This window comes from Bdellovibrionales bacterium (assembly GCA_016716765.1).
GTDB lineage: Bacteria > Bdellovibrionota > Bdellovibrionia > Bdellovibrionales > UBA1609 > JADJVA01.
Genome location: JADJVA010000020.1, coordinates 175,189 through 194,852 on the forward strand (window position 1 = coordinate 175,189; position 19,664 = coordinate 194,852).

At 45.8% G+C, this 19,664-nt stretch carries 18 protein-coding genes; 11 read left to right on the forward strand and 7 right to left on the reverse strand.

Annotation, left to right across the window (positions count from 1 at the left end; translation table 11 throughout):
* From IPL83_09605 to IPL83_09620, 4 genes are all read left to right on the forward strand, one after another.
* Window positions 1-1,383 carry an AarF/ABC1/UbiB kinase family protein gene (locus IPL83_09605; protein MBK9039401.1) on the forward strand — a complete coding sequence of 461 codons (1,383 nt, stop codon included), beginning with the start codon at window positions 1-3 and terminating at the stop codon, window positions 1,381-1,383.
* 227 nt (window positions 1,384-1,610) lie between these two features.
* Window positions 1,611-2,324 carry a DUF4097 family beta strand repeat protein gene (locus IPL83_09610; GenBank protein MBK9039402.1) on the forward strand — a complete coding sequence of 238 codons (714 nt, stop codon included), beginning with the start codon at window positions 1,611-1,613 and terminating at the stop codon, window positions 2,322-2,324.
* A 307-nt stretch (window positions 2,325-2,631) separates the two neighbouring features.
* On the forward strand, window positions 2,632-3,846 hold the full coding sequence (locus tag IPL83_09615; GenBank protein ID MBK9039403.1) for a hypothetical protein: 1,215 nt from the start codon (window positions 2,632-2,634) through the stop codon (window positions 3,844-3,846).
* Window positions 3,847-4,002: 156 nt separating this feature from the next.
* On the forward strand, window positions 4,003-4,575 hold the full coding sequence (locus tag IPL83_09620) for a hypothetical protein (protein MBK9039404.1): 573 nt from the start codon (window positions 4,003-4,005) through the stop codon (window positions 4,573-4,575).
* A gap of 36 nt (window positions 4,576-4,611) precedes the next feature.
* On the opposite strand, the gene IPL83_09625 is transcribed toward IPL83_09620, so the two are convergent.
* The 4 genes from IPL83_09625 to IPL83_09640 all read right to left on the reverse strand — a co-directional run bounded on the left by IPL83_09625 (window position 4,612) and on the right by IPL83_09640 (window position 9,903).
* Window positions 4,612-5,592: a hypothetical protein gene (locus IPL83_09625; GenBank protein ID MBK9039405.1), complete on the reverse strand. Its 981-nt coding sequence runs from the start codon at window positions 5,590-5,592 to the stop codon at window positions 4,612-4,614.
* A gap of 165 nt (window positions 5,593-5,757) precedes the next feature.
* Window positions 5,758-6,408 (reverse strand): sulfite exporter TauE/SafE family protein, encoded by a 651-nt coding sequence (locus tag IPL83_09630; GenBank protein MBK9039406.1) that lies wholly within the window; start codon window positions 6,406-6,408, stop codon window positions 5,758-5,760.
* Between the two features lie 18 nt (window positions 6,409-6,426).
* A complete protein-coding gene (locus IPL83_09635) occupies window positions 6,427-7,572 on the reverse strand; it encodes an acyl-CoA dehydrogenase family protein (protein MBK9039407.1) in 1,146 nt (381 codons plus the stop codon).
* A 99-nt stretch (window positions 7,573-7,671) separates the two neighbouring features.
* Window positions 7,672-9,903: a vitamin B12-dependent ribonucleotide reductase gene (locus IPL83_09640; GenBank protein MBK9039408.1), complete on the reverse strand. Its 2,232-nt coding sequence runs from the start codon at window positions 9,901-9,903 to the stop codon at window positions 7,672-7,674.
* A gap of 94 nt (window positions 9,904-9,997) precedes the next feature.
* Between IPL83_09640 and IPL83_09645 the strand changes: the two genes are divergently transcribed.
* The 7 genes from IPL83_09645 (at window position 9,998) to IPL83_09675 (ending at window position 15,964) form a co-directional block, all read left to right on the forward strand.
* The gene (locus IPL83_09645; GenBank protein MBK9039409.1) at window positions 9,998-11,197 is read left to right on the forward strand and encodes a cysteine desulfurase; all 1,200 of its coding nucleotides are present in this window, start codon (window positions 9,998-10,000) and stop codon (window positions 11,195-11,197) included.
* A gap of 102 nt (window positions 11,198-11,299) precedes the next feature.
* Window positions 11,300-11,626 carry an iron-sulfur cluster assembly accessory protein gene (locus IPL83_09650; protein ID MBK9039410.1) on the forward strand — a complete coding sequence of 109 codons (327 nt, stop codon included), beginning with the start codon at window positions 11,300-11,302 and terminating at the stop codon, window positions 11,624-11,626.
* A 229-nt stretch (window positions 11,627-11,855) separates the two neighbouring features.
* Entirely contained in the window at window positions 11,856-12,866 is a 1,011-nt protein-coding gene (locus IPL83_09655; GenBank protein ID MBK9039411.1) for an alpha/beta fold hydrolase, read from the forward strand.
* Window positions 12,867-12,875: 9 nt separating this feature from the next.
* On the forward strand, window positions 12,876-13,169 hold the full coding sequence (locus IPL83_09660; protein MBK9039412.1) for a hypothetical protein: 294 nt from the start codon (window positions 12,876-12,878) through the stop codon (window positions 13,167-13,169).
* A gap of 789 nt (window positions 13,170-13,958) precedes the next feature.
* Window positions 13,959-14,621, forward strand: coding sequence for a hypothetical protein (locus tag IPL83_09665; protein MBK9039413.1), 663 nt, complete (start codon window positions 13,959-13,961; stop codon window positions 14,619-14,621).
* 403 nt (window positions 14,622-15,024) lie between these two features.
* Complete coding sequence (locus tag IPL83_09670) at window positions 15,025-15,378, forward strand: winged helix-turn-helix transcriptional regulator (GenBank protein MBK9039414.1); 354 nt, start codon at window positions 15,025-15,027, stop codon at window positions 15,376-15,378.
* Complete coding sequence (locus IPL83_09675) at window positions 15,368-15,964, forward strand: hypothetical protein (GenBank protein ID MBK9039415.1); 597 nt, start codon at window positions 15,368-15,370, stop codon at window positions 15,962-15,964. The genes IPL83_09670 and IPL83_09675 overlap by 11 nt, the downstream gene beginning before the upstream one ends.
* Window positions 15,965-16,234: 270 nt before the next feature.
* Here IPL83_09675 and IPL83_09680 read toward each other — a convergent pair whose 3' ends face one another.
* The 3 genes from IPL83_09680 to rny are packed head-to-tail and all read right to left on the reverse strand — an operon-like array spanning window position 16,235 to window position 19,648.
* Window positions 16,235-16,822 (reverse strand): 2Fe-2S iron-sulfur cluster binding domain-containing protein, encoded by a 588-nt coding sequence (locus IPL83_09680; GenBank protein MBK9039416.1) that lies wholly within the window; start codon window positions 16,820-16,822, stop codon window positions 16,235-16,237.
* Window positions 16,819-18,045 carry a tyrosine--tRNA ligase gene (locus tag IPL83_09685; GenBank protein ID MBK9039417.1) on the reverse strand — a complete coding sequence of 409 codons (1,227 nt, stop codon included), beginning with the start codon at window positions 18,043-18,045 and terminating at the stop codon, window positions 16,819-16,821. Before IPL83_09685 ends, IPL83_09680 begins: the two co-directional genes overlap by 4 nt.
* Before the next feature lie 19 nt (window positions 18,046-18,064).
* Window positions 18,065-19,648, reverse strand: coding sequence for a ribonuclease Y (gene rny, locus IPL83_09690; GenBank protein MBK9039418.1), 1,584 nt, complete (start codon window positions 19,646-19,648; stop codon window positions 18,065-18,067).
* Between the last annotated feature and the right edge of the window lie 16 nt (window positions 19,649-19,664).

Sequence of the window (19,664 nt, forward strand, 5' to 3'; positions counted from 1 at the left end):
ATGGAATTCAAACCACCGCCCTCCCTGAAACGTGTTCCGAGCAATGTCTTTGATCGTGGATTCAAGCTAGCAAAGCTCACTGCCAAGCTGAGCGTTCGAGCTGTTGGGCATTCCTTGGGCAAATGGACTCCTCATTGGATTTATGAAAAGGGAGATCCAGAATCTTTGAGAAGATACCTGGGTGCGCAGGCTTCTCTGTTAACGAATGAACTGGGCCAATTGAAAGGCTCGGTTATGAAGGCGGGCCAACTTCTTTCCACCTACGGCGAACATTTTTTGCCACCCGAGGTAAATCAATTTCTAAAATCTTTACAGTCTGAATCCACTCCCCTTGAATGGAGCGAAATCGAAAAAGTTTTAAAGAGAGAATTAGGAAAGGAAAAACTCGATCTTTTGGAAATCGATCCAACGGCCTGGGCGGCCGCTTCTCTCGGCCAGGTTCATCGCGCAAAAATTCGAACAACCGGAGAAGAAGTTGCTCTCAAGATCCAGTATCCCGGAGTCGATCGGGCCATCGAAACAGACCTCGCTTTTTTACGGCTTATCTTCCAGATCACCGATATATTTCCTACGGGATTTCAAAGCAAACCCATCATGAATGAAATTCGGCAAATGCTCACAAGAGAGCTTGATTACAATTTGGAATTTAAAGAGACGAAGTGGTTTTATCAAAGGCTGGAATCCGAACCCTATATTCAGGTGCCGAAGGTGTACGAGAATTTCTCTAATCGAGCCGTTCTGACAACAGAATTTGTTGCCTCCCTTCCAGTCGACGACATACAAGTTAAATCCTGGCCGCAGAGTGTTCGAAACAAAATTGCCGAGTTATTCTTGAAAGTTTACATGTGTGAATTGTTTGAGTGGGGTCGCATTCAAACTGACCCACATTTTGGAAATTATCGTGTGAGATTATCTGAAGATGGACACCCCATATTGGTCCTTTTGGATTTTGGTGCTGTCCGAGAGATCTCTCCGGCCTTTCAGAGTTCCTATCACCTCATGGTGAGCGGAGCTCTACATCGCAACACAGACGATGTTCTTGCTGGAGCAGGTGCTCTCGGATTTATCCAACCCAAAGATCCACCCGAACTTCGTCAACTTTTTGTCGATCTGTGCTTTCTCATTACGGAACCATTTGTTGATCCATCCTGGAACAGTAATTCGCAAAACTTTATGAACCTGAACGGAGAATACAATTGGGGAATCAGTGATTTGCCCCAAAGGGTCGCTCGACTCGGAGCCCAAATGGTGACCCAATTTCAATTTAGAACACCACCTCAGGAAGTGGTCTTCATTGATCGTAAACTGGGCGGTACTTTTACCTTTCTAAGCAATCTCAATGCTGTTCTCAATGCCCGACCGCTTGTATCCCGCTATCTCTGAATCGGATGTGAATCGTCTGCCTTGGAAACTGCAAAGAGGCAGAGGAAAGTTTGACAGCGCCCTGTGTCTTGACCCGAAGAATTTCAATCAGGCACGATCCAACAATGGAGTTTGAAAGTAGTTCGGCACTCGTCATTCAAAGTACGTCAATCTCAGGATTGTTGAACTTTGCTGAGCTCTATTTTTAGTTCTCCCACCGATAGCAAGTAAACAAATAAGGGGTTATCGTGAAAACATTAACAATAGTAATGATCGTGTTGGGGTTGTCCAGCCTAGCAAATGCCGAATCGAAGGAATTTGATCTCGGTGGCATATCAGAGATTGAAGTCAATAACGGTAGCGGCGATATCAGCATCACTGCCGTTGATTCAGGCAAAGCCACTGTGACTGCGACCAAAAAGCAATTTGGTGAACACTGTAAACTGAAAATCGATAAAAAGGGCAGAACCCTCTTTGTAGAAGTCGAAAAAACAGGCGTATTTAAGGATGACTGCGAAGTCGATTTCGACATCACTGCACCAAAAACCGCTATGCTGGACCTGGATTCAGGCAGTGGTGATATCAAAGTCAAAGGAACCTCGGGCGACCTCAATTTCAATATTGGAAGCGGTGATGTTGATGTAGACGCAGAAGTAAAGAAACTTGAAGGCAAAACTGGCAGCGGCGATGTATCTATTAAAGGACTGACCACTGGTGGAAATCTCAAGACTGGCAGTGGAGAAATAAATCTTGTCTATGATGTAACTCCTGCTCTTGGTGAGTTGGATATCAAAACTGGAAGTGGCGGGGCTGAAATTGTTCTTCCAAAAAATGCAAGAATCCGCACTTCATTCACGGCCGGTAGCGGAGAGTTGATTAACGAACTTGGTGACACTCCTGACAGCAAATTCAAAATCTCTATGAAGGCTGGCTCAGGAAATTTGCACATTAAGAAGCAATAAGTAAGGAATGTCCAGATTTCTATTACAATGTCAAAGACATCTGGCAAGCAGAGTAGAAGCAATCACCAGTGGCCAAAATGATGAGTGAGAGAGGCGTAGCTCTCTCATATGTCCGTATTCAGGTGGGTTCAAATTTGGTCCAGAATTTGAAGCCAATAAATGCTTAAAATGCCCACACAATTATCAAGTGAATGACGAAATTTGTCTCGTGGATGTCCACCTTTCTTCAAGTCTGCTGCGAAATCATGGTATAGCTTTTGCTCGGTAAATGAGCATAAAATGGTAGGAGAGCATTGTGGAGAACGCCGTGAAGCTGGTGAAACTAAATCGGTTATTAATTTTGCCACTGGCAGTCTCCATTTTTGGTAGTCTCAGCTCTGTCGGTGCCCACAATTGTCGCCAAAACCTAAATCCCTCGACATCATCAAAGCTCGAATTGGAGGTTTCAGAGATTGCAGACCGATTTCCCCTCTATACGGCTTTAGCCAATGGGATGATCAAAAACCCAGCTTCGCTTTTAAGATCTATTGCTATCGAGCACCGTAGCTCCCAAGATGAAGTAGGGCGAGAGATTGAGAAAATATTAAAGCGGTTCAATGATCCTGATCAAATTGCTCACATTCAGAAAGCTTCACTCGCTAGAACTCTAAAGAATCTGGGGGTTCAAGGCATTGACGCCGATCCTTATGAAACGCTTTCCGCTTTAAGTCGGTCTAATCTTGCTGCGATGACGAAGATTTTAGATCTTCCAACGGGTATGGATAATCGGCCTTCTTTAGAATCCGCTGCACGAATCATCCATGCCAGAAGGACCTCTGGAGACATCACAACAAATGTTCTCAGTGCGACCAAGATAACCAACCTAGGCTTTCCCATGCCCGGCAATAGCATTCATCCATTCAATAGAGCGATACGATCTGGAGACAATGTCTTCTTCACTATGGAGTTCGAGGACTCAGCTCAAGGCGGCGAGTACGGCACGTTTAAATTTTTTCTTAAGAAACAGTATGCTCAACGTGGCTGGGTGGGTCCCGATGATATGGAGCCATCGAAATTATTGACCGCACTGGAGATGGTCAGCCCCGGAACTCAGCAACAGGTCCTCACGGCTTACGAAATGCTAACAAATCGCCGAGGCATCACTCTTAAGGGAATTAATCAATTTAGTTTAAATTTAGATCAGGCCCTCTTGCAGGAAATATGGCAGCCACATCTCCACAATTTCTCTCGGCTCATTTTTACTTACCAGGATTTTTTGAATTTGTGGGAAGCCCTGCTTTTAAAACAAGAAATCCTGGTTAGAGAAACACCGGAAGCATGGCAGAGAGCAGCTTTCCCGAATATCAAGGACGTTAAGAAAATTAAGCCTGAACAGACTAGAGAATATTTTTCCCATTTATCTCTTAATGAGAAATTGAGCCTGGCTCAAGTTGTCTTTAATATCCAATTTCCTTGGGTTTTGAGAGTGCCAGGGGTGACCCCCCACTCTCAGCTCTACCGCTCGCTCGACAAAAAGCCGTAACCAAAATTATTTGGATTGGAATATCATTCACACTATTTATCCTAGTCGGGCCAATGTTACAGAACCGTTCATAGCGTCTAGGAATTGTTCATGTTCTTTCCTTAGACAAGTGTCCACTCTGTCAATCAATATAAGCCACAGGGACTGGAATAGGAGTTGCACTTTCAAGCAGGTATGGAGAAAACGGTCACTCACCTCTTTATCATTTTGGGACTCGCGACTGGACTTGCGAGTTGTGAAACTCCTCAGTCTTCGACCGAGACTGCAGACTCGCTTGTCAGGGAAAGTTTAGGTGTTTTAGGAACTGTAAATGCCATTCACCTCACATCAGTTGGGCTTTCTAGCTCAATCTCCGAAGGCTATGCTGAGGCTAATTTAGATTTTGACTCCGGCGTCGCAAGCTATCATCTCTCCTGTCCAGGAAAAGAATTCAGTGGAAAAGCGCCGGTGCCAAGGGGACTAAGGGAATCTCTCCAACAATTCCTATCTGAATCGGAAATCTGCAGAATCCGGTTTGAAGCTCCGAAAAACCGCGAACAAGTGACATGCCTCGCAATGATGATACCAATGGCGGAAGCAATTGTACCCTCTGGAGAGATTCTGCCTCTCTTTCTCGCAGGCAATCCCATCTGTCAGCAGCCGATCAATTTTTTCTGCGATCCTGAAGTCGAAAACGAATTTCAGGACTTGGCCAAAAAAGCGATTGCGCTTTTACCGGCCTGCGACTGATCCGCGAGTTGATATTCTTTTTTTCTCATTTCGAGATCACTTGAGTTCAATAAATTTAATACCAGCTTGAGTCAGTTTTTTTACAATTAAGGTTCGGTATTTTTCGACAAAATTAACGCCTTCGTATTTGCCGACAGCCCCATACACTCCTGTCTCAGATCCCTTTTGGAGCAGATAGGCCTGGAATTCATCAATCACGGTGGCAAGATCGGAAGTGTCATAGATATCCGCAATTGATTTGGTAAAAATACCTTTGTGTTCACTGGTTACTTCATCATTCCAGAACTCGGTCACAATCCTTTTATAAGAAGGAGTCATCCTGTGCTGAGCATGCAACAGCTCATGAGAAGCCGTCTCAAAAAATGTCATAGTTCCAGCAGGGCCCGCCATAGGAATTGATACAAGATAAAACTCTTCAGAGGGGCCACCAATGCGCTCAATAATGCGATCGTAGACTGCTTTCTTAAAAGCACGTTCCTGAGCACTTAAGTCAGAGTCTTTGACCGCCGTAAAAAATCCTGTTAGCTCTGCTCCCGGAGTATTAAAACCACCTATGAATGCCTTAATGTACCTTCCAGCCGGATGATCATGGCCAACAACTGTCCGCTTTTTGACGGTTGAAAACCCCTCTGAAAAAATAGAAAATCTCCACATCGTCCCATTTAAAATTTCATGATGATAGGACATACACAAAAAAACATTTTTGGCTTCAGCTATTTGCACACATCTGATCTTTTGATCTGCAATTTTGGCAGCTTCCAAATTGAAGGGAGCGCCGTTAATATGCTCCAAGTAGGGGGCCTCGACATCTTCCATCAACTTTCTTGCAATCAACCTGAGGCCCTGGCCAGACACAGGATAGGGGTCCTTGTCTAATTCAATTCCGATCTCAAAATTATAGCCATCTGCACGAGCCTCCCCGAGGAGACCTTTGACACAGCCTTCAGAAGCCCCCGTTGACGCAAAAACGGCACCAGGAACCAGGCACAAAAGCGACAGAATAATACATTTTCTCATGATCTTCTCCTTTGAAAGCCTCGTTAGGCAGCAGATTGCTGCCATGTGTCTATCTGGCTGTTTTCAAAGTCAAGGAGTATCTTGTATGCTGAATCTCATTGTAATTTCTCCCGGTAATCAATTCCGGAAGAAGGCCCCTTGGCAAGCGACTGCGCCTGTGACCGTTCAGCTCAAGCAAATAAGTTTATTTGCATCATTGGAATTGCCTTCTCTGTTCTTGGTAATCCTCTGCCAGAAAATCACTAAACTTGCGATCACAAGTGCAACCAAAAGAAAACGCAGGGTATTTTTAACAGTCTGGCTTTTAAGAGAAAATTTTTTCATAAAATAATTTGTATAAGCCAGCGCTGGAGTTGTCATAACCGCGTGGGAAAATAACAAAGCTGCTCCAATAAAAGTTGAGCCCGTAAGCAATGCGATCCCGTAATAAAATAAAAGCAAATGGCAAGGCATAAATCCCCACATCAGTCCGCGAAATTTCGAAAATAAAGCCAGCGGGGCAAATTTCTTAAATCTTGGAAATAGAAACGGAAAAATACAGAGAATGGTAAAAACTGAGAAGAGTGAGAAAGAAACAATGCCAAATGCATCAAATGCGAGAGAATCCCTTATTTGCCATCCTAAAAACCCAAATACTCCCCCCAGGCATGTGTAGGAGATCAGTCTAAAAATCAGGAGACTGTTGATGACCCGAGGCTCGCTTGTGCTAACAAATGGGCCACACATAACTGCGCAGTGCCAGGAATTCATGACCGAATACAACAATCCCGCCAGAGGAAGCAGCCCTGAATTCACGTAGGCAGATAGGGACCACAAAATGCTCGCCTCACTTTTCTATGTGGTTTCCAGCTTCGCCAAATCCCGAGTGATATTCTTTTGATGGGCCTCAAGAGTACCACCTCCGATTTCGAGAAGTTTAGCATCACGCCAAAGGCGCTCGACGACATACTCGCCCACATACCCATAACCGCCCAAAACCTGCATCGCTCTATCTGCTAGATTTTTGCCCATCGTTGTCGCCACGAGTTTAACTCCATCAGAATCCAAACGATTCCCATGGGAGGTAATGTCCATCATCCGAGCGGTATTGTAGACGTAAGTTTTAGCGGCCATATACTCAGCGTAGGAATCACCAATATATTTTTGGATTTGGCCAAAAAAATTGAGGGATTTTCCGAATGCTTCTCGCTCTCTCGCATACTTATTCATCACCTCAAGACTTCTTCTTCCAATTCCGACACTCATCGCGGCCAATGTGAGGCGCTCAAGCTCCAGATTTTTCATCATGTGAAGCATGGAGTCTCCTTCGGAACCGATCAGCGCTGACACGGGAACGCGACAATCCTGAAAAACCAACTCTGCCGTATTGGATGCGCGCATGCCTGTTTTGTCTTTTATTTTCTGTCCGACGCTATAGCCAGAGTGCGTTTTATCTACAATGAATGTGGACAAAAGAGCCCTTCCGTTTTTCTCTCCTGTTTTGGCGTACAGTAACACCACGTCGGCTGGAGTTCTCTCTTCATCAAGAGTTCCATTTGTGATCCACATCTTTCGCCCATTGATGATGTATTCATTCCCACGCCGTTCTGCGGTGGTGAGCATTCCCAAAACATCCGTTCCGACGTGGGGTTCTGACATCGCCATGCACCCCACCCACTCCCCCGAACAAAGCTTGGGTAGATATTTCTCTAACTGCTCTTCAGATCCATTCTGAGCCAGATTATTCACACAAAGCATCGCATGAGCCAGATAGGCCAGAGTAAATCCCGGATCAGAAGCAGACAGCTCTTCATGGACAATTGCGGCTGCCAAGGGATCCTGACCAGAACCGCCAAATTTTTCGTCAACAGTAATTCCCAAAAGCCCCAACTCACCAAGCTTTCGAAAGAGACCAAGATTAAAAAGCTCCTTTCGATCGTACTCCAGGGCTTGAGGCTCCACCTCTTTCTGGGCGAAGTCCCTGACCATCTGCCTGAGCATGCTGTGTTCTTGCGTTGGATTGAATAGATCGAATTTTGACAGCTCTGATTTTAAGTGATCTGACACCTTGTTCTCCCTCGGTTGAATGGCCGTCAAATACTAGTTTGAGGAGCTTTTGGGGTCAATACAAACAAATGGACATAGGGGCTGAACAAATTTGCTCCCATCTCGATAAATGGAAATGGCCTTTAAGCCCTTTTTCCAAGCCATAAGCAAGAGCCGGCCGATATCTTCGGTCGTTGCCCATTCTGGAAGATTCACTGTCTTTGATATCGCTCCACTGACAAAGGTTTGAACGGCCTCCATCATTTCAAGATGAGCTTCGGGAGGTAGCCCCTGTTCCCCTTTTATAAAACTTGCACATTCGAAAATTTTTGTGTGTTCTGATTTCAAAAAGGGAGCCTGGCCCGTGTGACCAAATTTAAGAATATAATCTAAGATCTCTTGAGACTGAGTCGGGCTGTAACCAAGCCTTCTCAGCGCAACGGGCAGAGACTGATTGACTTGGCGAACAGTTCCGCCTCCCGCAAGATTTTTTGTTTTGACCAAGGCATACTCAGGCTCAATTCCGGTTGTATCGCAATCCATGAGAAGTCCGATAGTACCTGTGGGAGCGATCGCTGTGACTTGAGCATTGCGGATTCCCACCTTCTTTGCTTTCTCCAAAATCAAAGAGAACTTTTCGCTCAGACCCTCTCTCATGTTTTTTGGAAGAATCGGTGAAGTAAGTAGCTTCTCTGCTGCTTTCTGATGTCGAGAAATAATATTGAGTACGGACATTTCGTTCTTATTATACCCAACAAAGGCTCCTTTGACTTCGGCCAAGTCCACGCTCGTCGAAAGAGCTTCGGCTTGTATCCAAGCCGCAATTGTTCCAGCCCAAGAGCGACCTTCTTTCGAATCATAGGCGAGCCCCATGCGCATGAGCAGCCCTCCAAGATTTGCAAATCCCAAGCCCAAGGGACGAAAGTACTGACTATTTTTAACCACTTCTGGGGTCGGATAACTGGAATAGCTCACCCATAATTCTTGGGCCGTAAGGAACACGCGAACCGCCGATCTCAGTCCCTCCAAGTCAAATACGCCAGTCGTCTCATTGAAAAAGCGCGCCAAATTGAGAGAGGCCAAATTGCAGCCAGAATCATCCAGAAACATAAACTCGGAGCAAGGATTGCTCGCCCGAATCGGACCGCTCGAGGGAACCGTGTGCCAGCTTTGAATGGTCGAATCGAATTGAATACCGGGGTCTCCACAATGCCAGATTGCTTTGAGAATTTCATCCCAAATGTCCTGGGCCTTAAAAACACCAATCACTTTGCCCGTGGTTCGAGCTTTCGTCTCCCAATTCCCCTTGTTGAGAACCGCTTCCATAAAAGAATCTGTGACCCGAATGGAATTGTTCGAATTTTGCCCACTGATGGTGTGGTAAACCTCTCCGTCAAGGCCTCCCGAAAATCCGGCTTTCAAAAGTGCTCTGGCCTTTTCTTCTTCCCGATATTTCCAGCGAATAAAATCCAATATCTCGGGATGATCCACGTCCAGACAAACCATCTTGGCCGCTCGTCTTGTTACCCCACCAGATTTTGTCGCTGCAGCCCCACGATCAAGAACGTCTAAAAAAGCAAGTAAGCCAGAGCTGAAACCACCACCAGCAAGTTCCTCTTGCTTGCCCCGCAAGGTCGAAAAATTGGTTCCGGAACCAGAACCATATTTGAAAATTCGTGCCTCTTTAAGAGCCACTTCAAAAATGCTCGTCAGATCGTCTTTTACGCTGAGAATAAAACAAGCCGAAGCTTGCGGTCGCAGGAAAGCATCCTCTCCTTCTTTCACACAGCCCAGATCATCATCCCAGTACCAAGTCTTCAATTGAGATTTGATTCCATAACAATGACTCAATCCACAGTTGAACCAAACGGGACTGTTAAATGATCCGAATTGATGAACAAGCAAGTGGCGAAGTTCATCGGCAAAAATCTGAGAAGAGTCATCGCTCGCCCAAAGGTTTTGCTTTTTTCCTTCAAAGAGGAGAGTCTTCACAACTCGTTCAAACATGTGAATAACGGAAGTCTCTTTTCCTTCTGGACAAATGGAGCGAGGAACATCACGCTGGCGAAAATATTTGGATGCGGCAATGTCGGTGGCCGTTTGACTCCAGAATTTGGGCACTGTGACTCCCGTCTGGTGAAAAAGAACTCGGCCTTGACTGTCATGGATCGAACTGTCCCTTTTCTCCCAGGTAACATTGGTATAATAAGGATCACGCCCCTGTTGGGTAAAATAACGTGAAAAATCTAGTCCTTTTGCCATTTCTTGGTTTGATTTATGACTCATTCCAAAGACTCTATAATTGAGTGACCTTGGACTCAATAATGCGATATGTCTTCGCTGGATTGACATTACCCTTTCGTTTTTGAATGGAATCTCAATGAAGACAACGAAAAGACCCGTCTATTTTGATTACAATGCGACGACCCCTTTGCACCCCTCGGTTTTCGAGGCCATGAGGCCCTATTTTGTCGAAGAGTTTGGAAACCCAGCGAGTCTGAGCCATTCTTATGGATGGTCCGCAAACATGGCCGTCGAAAAAGCTCGTGGACAAATTGCATCGGCCCTCCACTGCCAACCCAAAGAAGTCTATTTTACGAGTGGAGCCACTGAAAGCAACAATCTGGCCATTCTTGGGCTTGTCACAAAGCTGGGCGACCAGGGCGAACAGAGAGGTTACGACAACTCGGCGCCCCACCTTGTCACGAACCAGGCCGAGCATAAATCTGTTCTCGAAGTTTTTCAATTTGCTCAGAGGCGCTTTGGAGCTGAGGTGACAGTCATTGATCCCGATCGCTTTGGACAAGTCTCCCTCAAGAGTATCCAAAGGGCAGTTAAACCAAACACACGCCTGATCTCTGTCATGATGGCAAATAATGAAATTGGAACCATCAATCCAATTGCCGAAATTGGACAGTGGGCAAAATCGCAAAATATCTTATTTCACACAGACTGCGCCCAATCGTTTGGAAAGCTACCCATTCATGTTGAGGACATGGCCATTGATCTCTTGAGCCTCTCTGGCCATAAAATTTACGGGCCCAAAGGAATAGGAGCTCTTTTTGTGCGATCTGAGAACCCCACAGTTGAACTTCTTCCTGTCCTCAGTGGCGGAACCCAAGAGCATGGAATTCGCCCCGGCACTCTCAACGTCCCAGGCATCGTTGGCCTCGGTGCCGCAACTGTGCTCGCCCTCAGCGACATGAACATAGAATCTGAGAGGTTGAAGGAGCTCCAAAAGCATCTGATCAGTGGTGTGCTCAGTCAACTCCCCGAAGCCTCTCTCAATGGTCACCCCACAGAAAGACTTGCAACCAATGTCAGTTTTTCGTTTAGAGGCCTATCCGCCGACATATTTGCCCTTGGATTAAATGGACTCGCCCTCAGTGCCGGTTCGGCCTGCGCTTCAGGAACCTCCTCTCCGAGCCATGTCCTCAAAGCGATCGGGCACTCCGACCGTTTGGCTCGAGCAACAGTGCGTCTTGGTTTGGGCCGCCTGACCACATTCGCAGACATCGAACTTGCAATCGATAAAATAGTCGAGATGGTTCTAAAAAATCGGCAGATTTCAGGAGGTTAAAGTGTGCGGCTTTACTTCTAGCCACTCCCAAATCATATATGCTATAATTTGCCTTATTAGCCCGAATCAAGATGGGCCTCTTCCCGCAGGATGGTGATAATTATGATAACAGTAACAGAAAATGCAGCGAAGCGGATTGCTCAATTGAGAAACGAAGACGGAGCTCATCAGCAAGCCATGCTTCGCGTAAAAGTGAAGAAGGGCGGTTGCTCTGGTTTTTCATATAAAATGGATTTTGATGAGAAGGTCGCCAATGGCGACAAAGTGTTCGAGTATTTTAACGAAAAGATCATCGTTGACGGAGAGAGTCTGCTCTATCTAGTGGGCCTCAGCCTCGACTACAGCGGTGGACTGAATGGAAAAGGCTTTGTATTCAATAATCCAAATGCCACCAAGACCTGTGGATGCGGCACTTCGTTTGGAGTTTAAAGGATATGATGGGGCGGGGCGCAGTCCCATTGATCCGGAAGACGGGCGGATGTTACAGAACCACCGCTCGTCAGAGTGAAACTGTCAGTTTCATTCAAGTTCAACATTTGACTTCCTTTTTCATACTTTAAAAAAACACCAAATTTGTTTGGAATTTCCCTTGATCAAGGTTGAAATGCCGGGACATCGGTTCAGTGGAAAAATTTATTCCTAAAGGGGAGTGACTACCATGAAATCTTTGAACGTTTTGGGCCGAGCGATTTCGCAGCGCCTGGCCATTTCTCTTATCTTTGGTTCTGGCTTTCTTTTCTCGGCGAATGTGACCGCACACGAGAATGAACTCCAACTTGCCAGCAATCTACCGGCAGTCTGCCAGGATTCTGAAATCTTTCGCCTCAGGCGTCCCATCTCAAGTGATGGAGCGGCTACTGGAGTATTTTCGTATGGATTTCGGTTTAAGGCGCCGACTCGCGAAGGCGCCCCCGTGCTCGTTTTCCTGCCGGGAGGACCCGGGGGCACATCCATTGATCATCCGCCCGCGTTCGTGCCCAGTGACTGGGGATATTTATTTACTGACCCACGAGGGGTCGGATGTAATTCGCTCGCTGCGCTTCCCCCTCCCAATGTGTCCAGTGCCTTCTTTCGAACCCAAGAGATTGCAGCGGACGTGATTGCGGCAATTCGATATCGAAAGCTCGACAATTACATCCTATTTGGCGTCTCTTACGGGACCTTGCTGGCAACGACCGTAGCCCACGTCCTGGAGCGCGACAAAATGGCCCCACCACCCAAGGCGGTGGTCTTGGAAGGTGTTCTTGGTAGGATATTTGGCAACGGCGATAGAGATTTTCAAGGTGCCCAATACATTGTCCAGTGGGATCGCATTCGAAAAGTACTTCCCAAGGACGTGCTCACCGAGCTCGACGTAAACGACGCCCCGTTCGGCATTAAAGCCGAGGGGTGGGCACGCATGCTAACAGCTCTGCTTCCTCGCGGACCGGCGGACGGTGCAATCCTGATTGCAGCACTTTCAGTAACTCAGCCTGAAGATGTCCGGCAAAACGCCCTCAATCAGATTCTCGGATTGTCCGTCGCCCAGCCACACACAGAGCCGGGCGCTGTAGAGCTTTATCGACAGGTTGTCTGTCGAGAGATTTCAGATACGACTCCCACGAGCGACCTTGACGTGACTTTTGTTCGCGGCAGGCTAGTCCGAAATTTTGCTGAAGAAGGAAGCTAGTGCGGAGGCTTGAAGGTCACGTCGCCCTACGACTCCGCGCAACTCCCGTATATGGCCAAGACTTTTTATTTCATTGGAGATAGCGATGTCGCCACACCTGCCATCTCGCAGGGTGCGTACCATTTCGAGCACCACCAAGGCCACGCGATCAGAGTGATCACGGTCGATGGCGGCCATAATTCGCTTCGTTTCAATCAAGGTGCCTGCGCCCCATCAGTCATGGAAGGTATCGACGCTGGAGTTGCGGATCTAGCAAAGATCCTGAAGGGCTGTCCGAACGCCGTGCAAGTCGATGAAAAGTAATGCGATCTGAAGCGCGCCAAATAATCGCGATTGATAACTCCCAGATCCTTAATTGAGCATAAACTGGCCAACTTGATTGTTGTTCCAAACTCCCAGGGTCCCTGGCTGAATTAAGTCTCAGGGGTATTGGGTTTGAGGCCATTACGAAATACAATAAAAATTTAGGGCACCCGAACACTAAAATATTGGTTGAATTTCCCGTAGGACCCATCAATTTTGGAGGACCGCTGGTACGCTATGAAAATATAGAGTACCGAGAGGTCGCAGGTGAAAAAATCAGCCGCCGCTACCGAATCATGTGCCTTCAAGGGCGCTTGATTGGTTATGAAAAAAGGCGGTGAGTCCATCCAATCGGAGAACATTTGGTAAAAATATTACTTTTGCATGGTATCCGATCAAGACTGATGCGAGAATGGGCTCTTTCTCGACCTTTGGTTCCACGCAAAATTAGTTTTTTTCTTTTCATCATAGGGATAAAAATAAGTGGATTCTCTAATTTTGAGTTTCGTAACTGCGCCGTTGCAGTTATCGCTACAGTCTGCCAGATCAATCTTGGTCCTAAACTTGGCCTGGAATAGTAACACTTTGGCTCTCTTGTTTTCGCGAAACAGACTCTCTTCATCTAAAATCAATTTTTATTTGATAGTTGGGTTAGTTTTCTCTACGCTGTTAGGGCTTCAAACAGGAGTCGCTGAGCCAAACTCAAGATCTTGTTCAACCACCTTAGCTATCCTTAAAATTCAAGGCCACGTCAGCTCTCGTTTGCATTCAAATCGATTAGATGAGAAATTGAAAGATCGATTATTTCTAAGATTCGGACGGCAAGAAAACCTTAGAATTCTAGGGAGGGATTTTATTAGGAATCCGGCAGAGTCTTTGGGCGGCTTGGTGATTGAGGGCAACCTGATTGAACATTTGGAAAGAGATGAAGATCTCAGGTATTTTGCTTCCGTCACAAATGAAATCACTGAAAATGCACAGGATCTTGCTCCAATAGGTTACTCAGCCGTTCCTAGTGGAGTCGTCATTTTCATAAATGCCAAAGGTAAAATTGGAGATGCGACTGGCAATTTTCATCAAGATGGTGCTGGTCTCATCGGTTTTGTCACATTGGCTGCTGAAAATGATGGTTTAACGACCCGATACATAGATTCGATTGACCTTGTTCCTCTGTCAAGAGTACCGGAGGATATTGACCCTTATACTTATTTGGGAGATGGTGCCCTTTGGGTAAAAAAGGAAAACATTAAGTTTGCCGCAAAAAATGAAATTCTTTATTTTTTTGGCACTGAGGGGAAAGTTTTTTATGGACCTGATAGCGCAGAGCCACTCTGGCATGCTGGGCCTGTACCCATGTATATTGAACATCAAGGCTCACGGATAGCCATTGGCGTAAGCTTTGCGTTCGTGAAAGATGTACCTATAGAGACTACCTGTTGCAAATTGCGATAAACGACCACATTTTGATATTCATTTTTTGCAGCAAGTAGCCATTTCAAGAGTGGCGGCAAAAGGCTTCGTGCCATTTGTCTTTCGCTTTCGGATATTTCTAGCTGGTCCAGATGAATAAGATGATCGAAACCCTTCATCCTGAACTTTGGCGTGGGAAATATTGGATTCTCGATGAGGGCGTTCCGTTCAATGCACTGGGTAGCGATACTTCATATATTATCTATAAGATCAAATAGAGTGATTTTGAGGCTAACACCCCCTATATAGTATTATATATTATACAATAAATACAATATGTTACATTATAAACGATATCATTTCAATATTAATCAATATAATATTAATATTAATTGATATTAACTTTATTCCGATTTTAATGTACACTTGATCCAGGAGCGTTGATGTGGAAATAGCAAAATTATTTGGTAATTTAACAGCAACGCAAGCCCTTATGTTTCTCGCTCGATATGAAGAAGGGACCGCGAAAGAAATTTCTGATGCCTTTAAGGTTTCAAAAACGCAAATTTACCTTCAATTGGTCAAACTAGAAAGTGCGGGTATCGTGTCCAGCCGTCCAATGGGAAATCAAATCATTTACTATTTTAATCCCCGCTCTCCTATTAAAAATGAGCTTCGTCAATTGCTAGAAAAATATATCGAAACAAGTATGTCAAAAGATCAGTACAAAGACTTTTATCTTGTTCGTAGACGCGGACGTAGTCGTGGCAAAACTCTAGGAGGATCGTATGCCCGATAAAGACAAAATATCAGAGTCGACTACAGTTGCTGAACTCGCCGCCATCGTTTGGAAACATTTAGATAAAAATAATATTACCGCAGTCTTATCCGGCGGGTCTGTTGTCACCATTTATACAGGTGCCAATATATACGAATCTCACGATTTAGATTTTATTAGTCCAAATGATCACCAACACATTTTATCAGTAATGAAGGAAATTGGGTTTGAGCCCATTACGAAGTACAATAAAAATTTAGGGCACCCGAACACTAAAATATTGGTTGAATTTCCCGTAGGACCCATCAATTTTGGAGGATCGCCGGTACGCTATGAAAATATAGAGTACCGAGAGGTCGCAGGTGAAAAAATCAGAATGCTCTCTCCCACACAATCGGTTATGGATAGACTTCTTAGTTTTTGTTCCACTGGCGATATTCAGGGCCTAGATCAAGCAAAATGGATTTGCGAGCGTCATCCAGTTAACTACAGCAAAATAAAAACCTGGGCTAAAAGAGATGGTCGCGCCAACGACAATGAGTTTAAGAAAATATGTGACGCCTGCGAAAAGGGAATTAAAGTATTTGTCGAGAGAAGCTCTATTTAATTTGTCGAAATCCCGCCCCCCAGTCCTTGGTATGTTGCACCAGTTCTCGCGATCAATTTTAAAAAAGTGGGACCGTGAACTAAGGCACTCGTGCAACTCCACGAAAGAAGACGACTGTTTAAAGAGCCCAGGCAATTCCGTTCAGGCCCACGCCGCCGCCTGTTTGATATTCATTTTTTTGCAGCAGGTAATCATAAGTACCATAACAGGGACTGCTTCAACAATTCCCTCTATTTGTCCTCACACGTGAATCATGTGGATATTTCTACCCTATCGCCGCCGGCGGCGGCGGCGTTTGTTTGATGAGGGCCGATCCGAGTCTGACTGATTCTTTGATTTGTCTTCAGTCCTTTTGATCATTGCTTCCAGTCGAGCCTTGGAACTACCTAAATTTGGCTCCCCTTTTTTGCCAACTGCGGGGCCATTGGTGTGAGCCAAATCCTCAGTTATGGCCTGGACAATATCATCATCTTGTTGGATTAGATTTCCGGTTACTGCTTTAGACACGACTCCTTCATTTCGCAGATCAACCTGAAATCGACGTGAGCCGGGGGGGCCTTCATGCTCTTTCTTTTCCTGCTCTGTCAAATCGACAGTGATATCGCCAAAACAGTAAAGCTGACAGGACAAGCGACGTTGGTCAATGAAGTGACCTGATCCAATCAAAGAGAGCTCCTTACTTGAGGGAGGTAACACATTGTACTCCCCTTCAACGAGCTTGACTCGACATTCGGCACAGTTGGGCACGCCGTTGCAGATGGACTTAATAAAAATTCCATTTCGATGTGCGAGATCCATCACTGTTTGATTGGGTTGTATCTCGAGCTCGATTCCTTGGGGAAGAAATTTAACCTTCATTTTAACACCTGAACTTTAGCAAATTTCTTTCTGCCAACTTTTAAAATAAATTCATCGCCGGCAGTGAGATCAATTTTCATTTGTGGATCTTCAATTTTCTCTCCACCCTTTTCGATCGCACGTCCCTGAATCAGCCGTCTCGCCTCGCTCGTCGATGTCACCAAATCAAGTTGCTTCAACAAATGGCAAATCCACAATCCCTTCTCGGCTGACAACTTAAATTCGGGCATCTCGTCAGGCAGCCCCTTGTCCACAAAAATGCGATTGAACTCTTCAATCGCCCTGTTTGCCTCCTGAAGAGAATGAAACCGAGAGACAAAAAAGTGAGCAAGCTCGACTTTGGCCTCCCTGGGATGCTTCTGTCCTGACCCCAGCATCCGTTTCAATTCATCCAACTCCCCGCTGGTTTTATCCGTCAGAAGTTCATAGTAACGAACCATCAATTCATCCGAAATGCGCATTGTTTTGCCAAACATCTCTCGAGGACTGTCCTCCACCGCAATGTAGTTATCCAGACTCTTTGACATCTTCTGAACCCCATCAAGGCCTTCAAGAATGGGCATAGTCAATACACACTGGCTCTCGACTCCGTAGGACTTTTGCAAGTCCCGACCAACCAGAAGATTAAATTTTTGGTCAGTGCCTCCGAGCTCGACATCTGCCTTTAGCGCAACAGAATCATAGCCTTGAACCAAGGGATACAAAAATTCATGAATACAAATGCTCTGGTGGTTCTGAAATCGCTTCGAGAAATCATCTCTTTCCATCATTCGGGCGACCGTATAATGACCAGAAAGCCGAATAAAATCAGCTGAGGTAAAATCATTCATCCAACGAGAATTATAATCCACAAGCGTTTTTTCAGGATCGAGAATCTTGAATACCTGCCGGGCATAGGTCTCTGCGTTCACTCTCACCTCTTCCATTGTGAGAGCCGGACGAGTCTCAACTTTGCCAGTGGGATCGCCAATCATCGCCGTGAAGTCGCCAATTAGAAAAATAATTTCATGGCCCAAGTCTTGAAATTGCTTCATCTTGTTCATGAGCACAGTGTGTCCAAGATGAAGATCAGGACGTGAAGGATCAAATCCTGCCTTAACCCTCAGGGGTCTTTTTTCTTTTTCACAACGGGCAAGCTTCTCCAACAGCTCTTTTTCGGATATGAAATCAACCACTCCTCGACTGAGTTCTCTCACCTGTTCACTGGGACTTAACCGAGACATTGCAAACCCCTCTCAAATCCTATCTCGCGTGCTCAACCATACGAGTCTCGCGAACCACGGTCACTTTTACCTGACCCGGATAATTTAGTTCCCGCTCTATTTTACGTGCAATATCACGACTGAGCATGATCGACTGCTCATCTGTTACTTTTGAACTGTCGACCAAAACCCGAATCTCTTTGCCCGACTGAATTGCAAACGTGCGAGACACTCCGTCAAAGCTATTTCCGATCGACTCAAGATCCTCAAGACGCCGAATGTAATTTTCCATCATGTGGCGACGCGCACCCGGCCTTGCCTTAGAAAGACTATTCGCTGCTTGAACCAAATGTGCCAAAATGGATTCCGGTTTTTCTTCATCATGGTGGGCACGAATCGCGTGACAAACCTGTTCCTTCTCACCGTGGCGTTTCGCAAATTCAGCGCCAACCATCGCGTGACTGCCATCGACGGTGTGATCAATGGCTTTTCCAATATCATGCAAAAGGCCCGCGCGCCTTGCCAATTTCTCATCATAACCAATTTCAGCCGCCATCATGCCGGCCACCATGGCAACTTCAATACTATGTGCAAGTAAATTCTGAGTTTCGGTGTGGCGATATTTCAGACCACCCAAGAGATTGATGATACTCGGATGCAAACCATGAACTCCGAGATCAAAACAAGCTTTCTCTCCGTCTTCTTTGATACTGGCAAACAGTTCACTTTTGACTTTGTCGACAACTTCTTCAATTCGAGCGGGGTGAACTCGCCCGTCCTCAATCAATTTTATTAAGGCCAAGCGAGCGACCTCTCTCCTGACCGAGTCAAAACTGGAAATAATCACGGCTTCTGGAGTCTCATCAATGATCAAATCCACCCCACAGGCTGCCTCCAGCGCGCGAATATTGCGCCCCTCCCTGCCAATAATCTTTCCTTTCATTTCATCACTTGTCAGAGGGACCGTCGCGACGGTTCGCTCAGCGGCGACCTCACCTGCAAAACGGGAAATGGCAACAGATATCACCCGCTTCGCATTGCGATGGGCTTCAGCACGGGCGTCATCTTCGATCTTCTGAAGCTCACCCGAGATGTTATTTCTCACTTCGTCTTCCAGAGCCCGGCGAAGCTCGTCACGAGCTTGATCAGAGCTCATGTTTGCCACACTCTCCAACTTATCTCTCAGATCGTTGATCTGGTGTTGAGCCTTTTGCTCCAGATCTGCGATGCGAGATTGAGTGATTTGAATGCGTTCAGCTTTCTCGTCCAAATCATGGATTTTATTTTCAAGAGCTTCATTCTTTCTCTTATAGTCAGATTCCAGGCGAGCGTCCTTATCTTTCAACTGCCTTTCTATTCCCTCTGCTTTCTGCCTTTCTTTCTTAATGTCGTTTTCAACGTTGCGTCGAGCACGAGCTTCGAATTCCTTGGCCCTACTCGCTGAGTCTCTTTCAATTTTTATGGCTTGGTTTTTCGCTCTTTGAACAATTTTTTCAGCCTCTTTTTCCGTCTCCTGAATCTTGTTTTGACCAGTCATTTTGTAGAATAGGATCAACGCGCCCACTCCACCGACCAAACCCAAAACCAGACTCACAAATCCGGTAACAACAATTTCGGTTCCCATGACTCCAATTCCTTTC

Bases quoted from the DNA above. Each gene is read 5' to 3' on its own strand.
- IPL83_09655 (MBK9039411.1), top strand. From the start codon at position 11,856: ATGAAATCTTTGAACGTTTTGGGCCGAGCGATTTCGCAGCGCCTGGCC.
- IPL83_09635 (MBK9039407.1), bottom strand. From the start codon at position 7,572: ATGCTCAGGCAGATGGTCAGGGACTTCGCCCAGAAAGAGGTGGAGCCT.
- IPL83_09605 (MBK9039401.1), top strand. From the start codon at position 1: ATGGAATTCAAACCACCGCCCTCCCTGAAACGTGTTCCGAGCAATGTC.
- IPL83_09625 (MBK9039405.1), bottom strand. From the start codon at position 5,592: ATGAGAAAATGTATTATTCTGTCGCTTTTGTGCCTGGTTCCTGGTGCC.
- IPL83_09645 (MBK9039409.1), top strand. From the start codon at position 9,998: ATGAAGACAACGAAAAGACCCGTCTATTTTGATTACAATGCGACGACC.
- IPL83_09675 (MBK9039415.1), top strand. From the start codon at position 15,368: ATGCCCGATAAAGACAAAATATCAGAGTCGACTACAGTTGCTGAACTC.
- IPL83_09650 (MBK9039410.1), top strand. From the start codon at position 11,300: ATGATAACAGTAACAGAAAATGCAGCGAAGCGGATTGCTCAATTGAGA.
- IPL83_09680 (MBK9039416.1), bottom strand. From the start codon at position 16,822: ATGAAGGTTAAATTTCTTCCCCAAGGAATCGAGCTCGAGATACAACCC.
- IPL83_09640 (MBK9039408.1), bottom strand. From the start codon at position 9,903: ATGAGTCATAAATCAAACCAAGAAATGGCAAAAGGACTAGATTTTTCA.
- rny (MBK9039418.1), bottom strand. From the start codon at position 19,648: ATGGGAACCGAAATTGTTGTTACCGGATTTGTGAGTCTGGTTTTGGGT.
- IPL83_09685 (MBK9039417.1), bottom strand. From the start codon at position 18,045: ATGTCTCGGTTAAGTCCCAGTGAACAGGTGAGAGAACTCAGTCGAGGA.